The following is a 10,380-nucleotide window of genomic DNA, read 5'->3' as shown; positions in this document are numbered from 1 at the left end:
CCGGCGAGGGCGGCGGCGACGCCGAGCGCGCCGAGGCCCTGGAACACGATGCGGCGGGTGGGCCGGAAGGCCGGGGAGCCGCTCACGAGAGCACCACCTGGTCGCCCTCGACGGTGAAGTCGACGGCCGGGAGGGGCGAGGGAGCGGGTCCGCCGAGCACGTCGCCGGTGGCGAGGTCGAAGGTGCTGCCGTGGCAGGTGCAGGAGATGACGTCGGTGATGCCCGTGACCGGGCAGCCCTGGTGGGTGCAGATCGAGCTGAACACCTTGATGTCGCCCTCGGTCGCCTGGGTGACGACGAGCTGCTCGCCACCGAGGATCACGCCGCTGCCGACGGGTACGTCGGCGGTGGAGACGACGCCGTCGACGGTCTCGGGCGGGGCCGAGGTCTCAGACGCCGCGTCGCTCGTCGGCTCCGAGGTCGGGTCGGTCGTCGGGGCCGAGGACGACGTCGGCGCGGTCGAGCCGGACGTGGACGAGTCGGTGGCCGTGCCGGCGTCGCCGTCGTCGCCGCAGGCCGCGAGGATCGGGAGGGCCAGGCCGACGCCGGTGACGCCGGCCAGCGCGCGGCGCCGGGTGAGCGGGGTGGTGCTCCTGGGGGTGGTCACGGGGGGGGCTCCTCAGGGAGGTCGACGAACACGAGAAGTAGTTGAAAGCCACACTACTCACGCAGATGAGACGAGCATGAGAGCTCGCTGTCGAGGCGCTGTCACGCCTTGCGAGAAGTCCGCGTAGTCGTCTTCTTGGCCGTCCCCCGGGCGGCGGACTTCTTGGCCGGCGCCTTCTTGGCGGGTGCCTTGACCGCCGCCCCGCGTCCGACCGGCGCGGTGGACGCGGCCCGCCGGCGGGCCGGCTGCTGCGCCTCGCGCCCGGCGAGCAGGGGCGCGAGGTAGTGGCCGGTGTAGCTCTCGGCCACGGCGGCGACGTCCTCGGGGGTGCCCTCGGCAAGCACGGTGCCGCCGCGTGAGCCGCCCTCGGGACCCATGTCGACGAGCCAGTCGGCGGTCTTGATGACGTCGAGGTTGTGCTCGATCACCAGGACGCTGTTGCCGGCGTCGACCAGGCGGCCGAGGACCAGCAGCAGCTTGCGGATGTCCTCGAAGTGGAGCCCCGTCGTCGGCTCGTCGAGCACGTAGACGGTGCGGCCGGTGGAGCGCTTCTGCAGCTCGGCGGACAGCTTGACCCGCTGGGCCTCGCCGCCGGACAGGGTGGTCGCCGGCTGACCCAGGCGGACGTAGCCCAGGCCGACCTCGACCAGGGTCTTCATGTGGCGCGCGATCGGCGGCACGGCCGCGAAGAAGTCGAGCGCCTCCTCGATCGGCATGTCGAGGACCTCGGCGATGGTCTTGCCCTTGTAGTGGACCTCGAGCGTCTCGCGGTTGTAGCGCGCGCCGTGGCAGACCTCGCACGGGACGTAGACGTCGGGCAGGAAGTTCATCTCGATCTTGATGGTGCCGTCGCCGGCGCACGCCTCGCAGCGCCCGCCCTTGACGTTGAAGGAGAACCGGCCCTGCAGGTAGCCGCGCATCTTGGCCTCGGGGGTCGAGGCGAACAGCTTGCGGACGTGGTCGAAGACACCGGTGTAGGTCGCCGGGTTGGACCGCGGGGTGCGGCCGATCGGCGACTGGTCGACGTGGATGACCTTGTCCACGTGCTCGAGGCCTGTGATCTTCTGGTGGCGCCCCGGGACCGCCCGCGCGTGGTAGATCTGCTTGGCCAGCGAGGTGTAGAGGATGTCGTTGACCAGCGTCGACTTGCCCGAGCCCGAGACGCCCGTGACGGCGACGAACAGGCCGAGCGGGAACGAGACGTCGACGTTCTGCAGGTTGTTCTCGTGGGCCCCGTGGACCCGCAGCTCGCGGCCCACGGTGCGCGGACGGCGTACGTCGGGGACCGGGATCTCACGACGCCCGGACAGGTACTGACCCGTCATCGAGTCGCGGTGGGTCAGCAGGTCGGCGACGGTCCCGGAGTGGACGACCTGGCCGCCGTGCTCGCCGGCGCCCGGGCCGATGTCGACGACCCAGTCGGCGACCTTGATGGTGTCCTCGTCGTGCTCGACGACGATCAGCGTGTTGCCGAGGTCCTTGAGCCGGACCAGCGTCTCGATGAGCCGCTGGTTGTCGCGCTGGTGGAGGCCGATGGACGGCTCGTCGAGCACGTAGAGGACACCGACCAGGCCGGCGCCGATCTGGGTGGCGAGCCGGATGCGCTGGGCCTCGCCGCCCGACAGCGAGCCGGAGGGCCGGTTGAGCGAGAGGTAGTCGAGGCCGACGTCGAGGAGGAAGCGCAGCCGCTCCTGGATCTCCTTGAGCACCCGCTCGCCGATCTGGCGCTCGCGGGCGGACAGCTCGAGGTCCTCGAGGAACTCGGCCGTCTCGTTGATGGCCATCGCGCAGATCTCGGCGATGTTCTTGCCGCCGAGGGTGACCGACATCGAGACGGGCTTGAGCCGGCTGCCCTTGCAGGACGGGCACGGCACTTCGCGCATGTAGCCCTCGAAGCGCTCACGGCTGGTGTCGGACTCGGCCTCGCGGTGGCGGCGCTCGATGTAGGGGCGGACGCCCTCGAACCGGGCGTCGTAGGAGCGCTCGCGGCCGTAGCGGTTGCGGGTGACGACGTGGACCTTGGCCGAGTGGCCGTCGAGGACCGCGGTGCGGGCGCTCGCCGGCAGGTCGTGCCACGGCGTGTCGAGGTCGAAGCCGATCTTGTCGCCGAGGGCGCCGAGGAGCTTGCGGAAGTATTCGCCGACGCTGACGTTGTCCCACGGCTGGATGGCCCCCTCGTTGAGGGTGGCGCTGCTGTCGGGCACGACCAGCTCGGGGTCGACCTCCATCCGCGTGCCGAGGCCGCTGCAGGCCGGGCACGCGCCGAACGGGGAGTTGAAGGAGAAGGAGCGCGGCTCGAGGTCGTCGGTGTCGATCGGGTGGTCGTTGGGGCAGGACATCTTCTCGCTGAACTTGAGCTCGCGCTCGGGGTGCTTGGCGTCGCGGTCGACGAAGTCGAAGACGACCAGGCCCGAGGCGAGGTTGAGCGCCGTCTCGACCGAGTCGGTGAGCCGGCGCTTGGAAGACTCCTTGACCGCGAGCCGGTCGACCACGACCTCGATCGTGTGCTTCTTCTGCTTGTCGAGCTTGGGCGGGTCGTCCATGGCGTGGAGCTCGCCGTTGACCCTCGCCCGCGAGAAGCCCTGGGTCTGCAGCTGGCGGAAGAGCTCGAGGTATTCGCCCTTGCGGCCGCGGATCACCGGGGCGAGCACCTGGAAGCGGGCACCCTCCTCGAGCGCGAGGATGCGGTCGACGATCTGCTGCGGCGTCTGGCGCTCGATGGGCGCGCCGCAGGTCGGGCAGTGCGGGCGCCCGGCGCGCGCGAAGAGCAGGCGGAGGTAGTCGTAGACCTCGGTGATGGTGCCGACGGTGGAGCGGGGATTCTTGGAGGTCGACTTCTGGTCGATCGACACCGCGGGCGAGAGGCCCTCGATGAAGTCGACGTCGGGCTTGTCCATCTGGCCGAGGAACTGGCGGGCGTAGGCCGACAGCGACTCGACGTAGCGGCGCTGCCCCTCGGCGAAGATCGTGTCGAAGGCCAGCGACGACTTGCCCGAGCCGGAGAGCCCCGTGAACACGATCAGGGAGTCGCGCGGCAGGTCGAGCGAGACGTCCTTGAGGTTGTGCTCGCGCGCGCCACGGATGATGAGCTGGTCAGCCACTGAAGTCCCTCTGGATCGACCGGGTGGGTGTTCGAACAAGTGTTCGTCACGGACGTCGTCGCGGCAAGTTGCCGTGCCGACCCGACCAGCCTAGGTGGCGCCACCGACAACCGGGTTTCGGGCGGGTTGCGTCACCCGTGAGGATGGGGGCCGTGAGCACGCAGCTGCACGACGCCACCCGCCGGCTGGTCCGCACCGTCGACGGCCTCGACGACGCGGCCTACGCCGAGCCCTCCCTGCTGCCCGGCTGGTCGCGCGCCCACCTGGTCGCCCACCTCGCCCTCAACGCCGAGGCGCTGGCCGCCGCGCTGCACGGCGTCGTGGCCGGCCAGCCGGTCCCGATGTACGCCGGCACCGAGGCCCGCGACGCCGACATCGAGGCCCTCTCCCGGGCCCGGCCGACCGTCCTCCGCTCCCGCCTGTACGGCGCCGTGACCGACCTGACCGAGGCGCTGGCCGCGCTCCCCGACGACCGCCTCGACGTCCTGGTCGAGCGGACCCCCGGCAGCGACCGGACGTTCGTGGCCGGCGACGTCGCGGCGATGCGGCTGCGCGAGGTCGAGATCCACCACGTCGACCTCGCGACCGGCTACACCGCGAGCGACTGGCCCGAGGCCTTCGCCGTGCTGGTCGTCGGGCAGCTCGGCCCGCGCGCCGGGGGCGCCACCCTCGTCGCGACCGACGTCGGTCGCACGTGGCAGGGTGGTCCGGGAACCCCCACCGTCTCCGGCACCGCCGCCCACCTGGGCTGGTGGCTCTCGGGGCGGGGCCGGGGCGAAGGACTGACGAGCGACGGCGTGATGCCGGGGATCGAGGCATGGTGAGCTACACCGGAGACGTCACGGTCGGCGGCGACGCCGACACCAGGGAGCTGGCGCACCTGACGATCACCAAGGTCGCGGTCGACCCCCAGATGAGCAACAACTGCTACCTGCTGACCTGCCGCGACACCGGCGAACGGGTCCTGGTCGACGCGGCCGCCGAGCCCGACACCCTGCTCCCCCTCGTCGCCGACGGCCTCTCGATGGTCGTCACCACCCACCAGCACTGGGACCACCACCGCGCCCTCGCCGCCGTCGTCGAGGCCACCGGCGCCGAGGTCGCCGCGGGCGAGCCCGACGCCGACGCGATCACCGAGCAGACCGGCGTGACCGTCGACCGGCGGCTCACCCAGGGCGACACCGTCTCGGTAGGGTCGTGCACCCTGCAGGTCATCGCCCTCGCGGGGCACACGCCTGGCTCGGTCGCGCTGCTCTACGACGACCCCGACGGCCACGCCCACCTCTTCACCGGCGACTCGCTCTTCCCCGGCGGGGTCGGCGGCACGTTCGGCGACGACGCGGCGTTCGCCCAGCTCATCGACGAGGTCGAGACCAAGGTCTTCGGCCGCCTGCCTGACGACACCTGGTTCTACCCCGGTCACGGTGGCGACTCCACGCTCGGCGTCGAGCGCCCCCACCTCGGCGAGTGGCGCCAGCGGGGCTACTGAAAACCCAGACGGGGCCCGCCCGGTCGGTGACGACCGGGACGGGCCCCGTAGGTGGGGGGATCGGTGATCAGGCCGCGAGGCCCTTCTCGCCGAGACGCGGGAGGCTGTCGGAGGGCGTGCCGGGCCACTCACCGGGCTCGTAGATCGGGGGCAGCGGCATCCGGCGCGGGGCGGTGAGGCCGGAGTCGACCAGCACCTTGCGGCGGGCGGTGCGCACCGGCGGACCGGCGATGCTGAGGCCGTTGGCCGAGGCGAAGAGCTTGAGCTCCTCGAGGTCGGGCACGGTGCCGTTGCTGATGTGGGTCAGCAGGTCGCGGTGGGTGACGTCGGCGGCGACGACGATGCCGAGGGCCTCGGCGTCGAACTGCTGCAGCCAGAGCCACATCGTGAAGGGCTTGATGCCGTCGTCGGCAGCCTTCTCGGTGATGAAGCTGGCCTGGGAGACGGCGACGCCGTCGCGGACCAGCTGGAGGCGGATGTCCTGCGAGTTGACGTGCGTCGGGTTGTGCTCGACGAACTTGCGGCGGCGGGCGGCGGAGCGCTCGCGGCCCCGGTCGCCGGCGGGCTGCGCCGTTGCACAGGCGACCAGGAGGGCCACGCTGACCAGGCCGATCACGAGAGTCATGGTGATCATGGGCCTTCCTTTCGTGGGGGTCGGTGGCCGCCGTCGGCTGCACCGGTGGGGGGAGGGAGTGGGGGGATCGTGAGGTGCTTCGCGGCCCGAAGCGGCGCATCCGGGGGCCGTGGAGAGAAGTGAAACCCACGATCTCCGAGATGTCACGCGTTACCGATAATTGGATCTTCCGGACTAGACCGGAGCGTGAATGTTACCAGTTTGTGTATCTCGTCCGTTCGGACGACATGATTAGTAACGGTGACTAGACGCCGTTGACCGAAAGGACGAGTCACCCCACCCCGGGGGGTGGGACCACCCGCTCAGGAGTAGGTCGCCCGCACCACGTCGGTGGTCGGGGTCGACTGGCAGGCCAGCCGGATGCCCTCGGCGAGGTCCTCGTCGTCGAGGACGTCGTTGTGCGCCATCGCGACCTCGCCCTCGAGCAGCCGGACCGCGCACGCGGAGCACTCGCCCTCGCGGCAGGAGTAGGGCGCCTTGACGCCGTTGGCCTCGAGGTGGTCGAGCATCCGCGTCGCGGGGTCCCAGTCGTCGAACGCGTGGGTCTCGCCGTCGAGCTCGACCTCGAGCCGGACCGGGCCGGCCACGGCAGGCACGGCGGGCGCCGCCACCTCGGCATCGACAGCGGGAGCAGCGTCGTCGGGGTCGCTCTCGGCGGCGGCGACCTCCTGGGCCGCCTGCTCCACCTCGGGCAGGTCGCCGAACGGGTTGCCGCCCAGGGAGACGAACTTCTCCTGGTGGCGCCGCTCGCGCGGGAAACCGAGCTCCTTGAGCACGCCCACGGTCATCTTCATGAAGGGCGCCGGACCGCACACGAAGGCGTCGTACGACGACCGGTCGGCCGCGAACGCGCGCACCTGCTCGGCGGTGGGCAGGCCTTGCACCGACTCGAGCCAGTGCACGACCTGCAGCCGGTCGGGGTGCGCCGCGGCCAGGGCGGTCAGCTCGCGGGCGAAGATGACGGACGTCTCGTCCCGGTTGGCGTAGAAGACGACGATGCGCCCGGTCCCGCGCGCCAGCGCGGTCCGGGCGATCGACATGATCGGGGTGACGCCGCTGCCGCCGGCGAACAGCAGCAGGTCGCTGTCGAGCGAGGCGGGGGTGAAGATGCCCGAGGGAGCGAGGACGCGCAGGGTGTCGCCGTCGCGGACGTTGTCGCAGAGCCAGTTGGACGCGTAGCCCTCGGCGGTGCGCTTGACCGTGATGGTGACCGTGCCGCTCTCGTCGGCCGGGCTGCTGCACAGCGAGTAGCAGCGGGCAGCGACGCCGGTCTGGTCGCTCGGCACGGCGAGGGTGAGGAACTGGCCGGGCTTGAAGGCGAAGTCGGCCTCGGCGCCGTCCGGCACCCGGAAGGTGATCGAGTGGGCGTCGGCCGTCTCCTCGACGACGTCGACGACCTCCAGCTCGAAGGACTGCGTCGTCACGGTCTCGTCACGGCTCTCTCGGAAGGGGGAACGGGGGCGGCGCGGCTGGGACGGCCGGGTTGCTCAGTAGCCGTCCTCGGCGCCGATCGGGATTCTGCCGTCGCGCGCGGCCGCCTCGATGCTGGCGACGAGGCGCGGACAGGCCGGCGTCACCGCCCGTCCGTCGAGCCGGTCGCGGCGGGACATCTCGGGACAGTGCCGCTTGGCCTCGTCGTCCCACTGCACCGACGTGTGGTGCTCGCTGTTCTTCTTGACCCCGACGCAGGCCAGGCAGTCGAGGCAGGCGACCTCGGTCAGCCGGGCCCGGGTGTAGAGCCGCTGGTCCTCGAGCGTGTCGGCACTGGTCGGCACGAAGGACGCCATCAGGTGCCCGACATCAGCGAGGGCTCACCCTCGGCCCCGGCCGACTCCGCCGCCGACTCCGACGCCGCGTCCTCCTCGGCCTTGAGCCGGAGGTTCTCCGCGACCTCGTCCTGCCAGTACTCGTTGGCCTTGGTGGTGTCGACCTCGAACTCGAACCGGTCGACCATCTCGCCCTTGACCTCGGCCTGGTCGACGTAGAACTGCTCGTACCAGCGGCGCAGCTGGTAGACAGGCCCGTCCTCCTCGCAGAGCAGGGGGTTCTGGACCGGCACCTTGTTCTTCCAGATGTGGACGTCCTGGAGGAAGCCGCTGCCGAACATCTCGGCGTACTTGGTGGCGATGAAGTCGGTCGTCTTGTCGTCGAGGCCCTCGGGCTTCTTGACCGTGATGCCGTACTGCAGGAGGAAGGAGTCGGGTCCGGTCGGGATGTGGCAGTTGACCAGGATGACCTCGGTGTTGAAGCCCTTGTAGTCGGTGTCGAGCCAGTTGATCATGTAGGACGGCCCGTAGTAGGTCGCCTCGGACTTGAGGAACAGCTCGGCGTCGCCGTAGCCCTCGGTCTTGTCGGGCCGGCCCTTCGACTCCATGAACTGCGTGGCGATGTGGCCCTCGAAGACGTTGCGGAAGCTCGTCGGGAACGCGAAGTGCACGTAGTAGAAGTGGGCCATGTCGACCACGTTGTCGATGAGCTCGCGGCAGTGGGAGCCCTCGATGTGCTCGGAGCTCCACTGCCAGTCGGTGTAGAGCCCCTCGTCGAGGCCCGGCAGCTGCGGCGGCAGGATGTCGTGGTCTGCCTTGCTGCCCTCGGTGTCGTGCCAGACGAGCAGCTGGTCGTTGACGATCGCCGTCTCGTAGCGCTGGGTGCGCGCTCGCAGCGGCACGCGCCGCGCGTAGGGGATGGTCTTGCACTTGCCGTCGCCGCCCCAGCGCCAGTCGTGGAACGGGCAGGCGATCTCGTCGCCCTTGACCGAGCCCTGGGTGAGGTCGCCGCCCATGTGGCGGCAGTAGCCGTCGAGGACGTTGAGCTCGCCCTGGGTGTCGGCCCAGACGACGAGCTTGGTGCCGAAGGCCTCGATGGCGTGCGGCTTGCGGTCGGCGAAGGTGCTCGCCAGGCCCAGGCAGTGCCAGCCACGCGCGAAGCGCTCCGGGGCATGGCCCTGGTCGAGGGTGCGGACGTCGCTCATGCCTCCAAGGCTAGCCCAAAACGAGAACACGTTCTAGTCTGGCGGCATGCGCCTCGCCCTCGAACCCGAGCACCACGCCCTGCGGGCCGAGCTCGCCGACTACTTCGCCCAGCTCGTGACCCCCGAGGTCAAGGCGGGGCTGGCCTCGGCCACGGGCGAGTTCGGCGAGGCCGGCGTCTACAAGGACGTGATCCGCCAGGTCGGCCGCGACGGCTGGCTCGGCATCGGCTGGCCCCAGGAGTACGGCGGGCAGGCGCGCTCCATGGTCGAGCAGCTGATCTTCACCGACGCGGCCGCGGTCGCCGGCGTACCGATCCCCTACCTGACGCTCAACACGGTCGGGCCGACGATCATGCGCTACGGCACCGACGAGCAGAAGGAGTACTTCCTCCCCAAGATCCTGGCCGGCGACCTGCACTTCTCGATCGGCTACTCCGAGCCCGGCTCGGGCACCGACCTCGCCTCGCTGAAGACCAAGGCGGTCCGCGAGGGCGACGAGTGGGTCATCAACGGCCAGAAGATGTGGACCTCGCTCATCCAGTACGCCGACTGGATCTGGCTGGCCTGCCGCACCGATCCCGACCTCCCCCGCCACAAGGGGCTGTCGATGATCCTGGTGCCGGCCGACGCCCCGGGCGTCTCCTACACACCGGTCCACACGGTCGCCGGCGTGGGCACCAGCGCCACCTACTACGAGGACGTCCGGGTGCCGGCGTCCAGCGTCGTCGGCGAGGTCAACGGCGGCTGGAACCTGATGACCAACCAGCTCAACCACGAGCGGGTCTCGCTCACCTCGGCCGCGCCGACCATCCACTCGCTCGGGCTCGTGCGCGAGTGGGCCCAGCAGACCAAGAACCCCGACGGCCAGCGGGTCATCGACACCGAGTGGGTCCAGATCGCGCTCGGCCGCGCCCACGCCCGCGTCGAGGCGCTCACCCTGCTCAACTGGAAGCTCGCCGCCGACGCCGACGCCCAGGTCGACCTCTCGCCCGCCGAGGCCTCCGCGATCAAGATCTACGGCTCCGAGCTCAACACCGAGGTCTATCGCACGCTCACCGAGATCGTCGGACCGATGGCCGGCCTCACCGCCGACTCCCCCGGCGCCGTGCTCGCCGGCCGCCTCGAGCGGATGTTCCGCTCGTCGCTGGTGATGACCTTTGGCGGCGGCACCAACGAGATCCAGCGCGACATCATCGGCTACGTGGGCCTCGGCCTGCCGGCCGCGAAGCGATAGAGGGCGACACCATGGACTTCTCCTTCACCCCCGAGCAGGACGACGCCGCCGAGCTGGCCGCGCAGATCCTCGGCGACCGGGCCACCAACGAGCGGCAGAAGGCCGTCGAGGCCGAGGGGTCGCGCTTCGACGCCGACCTCTGGCGCTCGCTCGACGAGGCCGGGCTGGTGTCGCTCGCGCTCCCCGAGGACCACGGCGGTGCGGGGCTCGGTCTGATCGAGCTCTGCCGCGTGCTGGTCGAGGTCGGCCGCACCGTCGCCCCCGTCCCGCTCGCGGTCCACGGTCCCGCCGCACTCCTTGTCGCCGAGGCCGGCACCGACGAGCAGAAGCGGCGCTGGCTCGGC

At 70.8% G+C, this 10,380-nt stretch carries 10 protein-coding genes; 4 read left to right on the top strand and 6 right to left on the bottom strand.

Annotated elements, in window-relative coordinates; genetic code table 11:
- Positions 1-82 precede the first annotated feature (82 nt).
- The gene (locus tag Q7T52_RS17795; protein WP_304804833.1) at positions 83-607 is read right to left on the bottom strand and encodes a Rieske 2Fe-2S domain-containing protein; all 525 of its coding nucleotides are present in this window, start codon (positions 605-607) and stop codon (positions 83-85) included.
- A gap of 101 nt (positions 608-708) precedes the next feature.
- Positions 709-3,708, bottom strand: a complete 3,000-nt coding sequence (uvrA, locus tag Q7T52_RS17790; RefSeq protein WP_304804831.1) for an excinuclease ABC subunit UvrA — start codon at positions 3,706-3,708, stop codon at positions 709-711.
- A gap of 152 nt (positions 3,709-3,860) precedes the next feature.
- Between uvrA and Q7T52_RS17785 the strand changes: the two genes are divergently transcribed.
- Entirely contained in the window at positions 3,861-4,532 is a 672-nt protein-coding gene (locus tag Q7T52_RS17785) for a maleylpyruvate isomerase family mycothiol-dependent enzyme (protein ID WP_304804830.1), read from the top strand.
- A complete protein-coding gene (locus Q7T52_RS17780) occupies positions 4,526-5,197 on the top strand; it encodes an MBL fold metallo-hydrolase (protein ID WP_304804828.1) in 672 nt (223 codons plus the stop codon). The genes Q7T52_RS17785 and Q7T52_RS17780 overlap by 7 nt, the downstream gene beginning before the upstream one ends.
- Before the next feature lie 67 nt (positions 5,198-5,264).
- Here Q7T52_RS17780 and Q7T52_RS17775 read toward each other — a convergent pair whose 3' ends face one another.
- From Q7T52_RS17775 to Q7T52_RS17760, 4 genes are all read right to left on the bottom strand, one after another.
- Positions 5,265-5,831, bottom strand: coding sequence for a hypothetical protein (locus tag Q7T52_RS17775; RefSeq protein ID WP_304804826.1), 567 nt, complete (start codon positions 5,829-5,831; stop codon positions 5,265-5,267).
- 302 nt (positions 5,832-6,133) lie between these two features.
- Complete coding sequence (locus Q7T52_RS17770) at positions 6,134-7,255, bottom strand: ferredoxin--NADP reductase (RefSeq protein WP_304804824.1); 1,122 nt, start codon at positions 7,253-7,255, stop codon at positions 6,134-6,136.
- A gap of 63 nt (positions 7,256-7,318) precedes the next feature.
- Positions 7,319-7,618 (bottom strand): hypothetical protein, encoded by a 300-nt coding sequence (locus Q7T52_RS17765; RefSeq protein ID WP_304804822.1) that lies wholly within the window; start codon positions 7,616-7,618, stop codon positions 7,319-7,321.
- Positions 7,618-8,802 (bottom strand): Rieske 2Fe-2S domain-containing protein, encoded by a 1,185-nt coding sequence (locus Q7T52_RS17760; RefSeq protein WP_304804820.1) that lies wholly within the window; start codon positions 8,800-8,802, stop codon positions 7,618-7,620. The genes Q7T52_RS17765 and Q7T52_RS17760 overlap by 1 nt, the downstream gene beginning before the upstream one ends.
- Before the next feature lie 46 nt (positions 8,803-8,848).
- On the opposite strand from Q7T52_RS17760, the gene Q7T52_RS17755 reads away from it, so the two are divergent.
- Together Q7T52_RS17755 and Q7T52_RS17750 are read left to right on the top strand one after the other, a co-directional pair.
- Positions 8,849-10,036, top strand: a complete 1,188-nt coding sequence (locus Q7T52_RS17755; RefSeq protein WP_304804818.1) for an acyl-CoA dehydrogenase family protein — start codon at positions 8,849-8,851, stop codon at positions 10,034-10,036.
- Positions 10,037-10,047: 11 nt separating this feature from the next.
- Positions 10,048-10,380, top strand: a 333-nt coding sequence (locus Q7T52_RS17750; protein WP_304804816.1) for an acyl-CoA dehydrogenase family protein, incomplete at its 3' end; no start/stop codon positions are given.

The organism is Nocardioides sp. (assembly GCF_030655615.1).
GTDB lineage: Bacteria > Actinomycetota > Actinomycetes > Propionibacteriales > Nocardioidaceae > Nocardioides.
The sequence above is the reverse complement of the archived record's forward strand: the minus strand, read 5'-3'. Positions and strand labels throughout refer to the sequence as shown.

What these genes read in the sequence shown, in the direction of transcription:
- Q7T52_RS17780 (WP_304804828.1), top strand. Translation starts at nt 4,526, where the DNA reads ATGGTGAGCTACACCGGAGACGTCACGGTCGGCGGCGACGCCGACACC.
- Q7T52_RS17775 (WP_304804826.1), bottom strand. Translation starts at nt 5,831, where the DNA reads ATGATCACCATGACTCTCGTGATCGGCCTGGTCAGCGTGGCCCTCCTG.
- Q7T52_RS17765 (WP_304804822.1), bottom strand. Translation starts at nt 7,618, where the DNA reads ATGGCGTCCTTCGTGCCGACCAGTGCCGACACGCTCGAGGACCAGCGG.
- Q7T52_RS17760 (WP_304804820.1), bottom strand. Translation starts at nt 8,802, where the DNA reads ATGAGCGACGTCCGCACCCTCGACCAGGGCCATGCCCCGGAGCGCTTC.
- Q7T52_RS17755 (WP_304804818.1), top strand. Translation starts at nt 8,849, where the DNA reads ATGCGCCTCGCCCTCGAACCCGAGCACCACGCCCTGCGGGCCGAGCTC.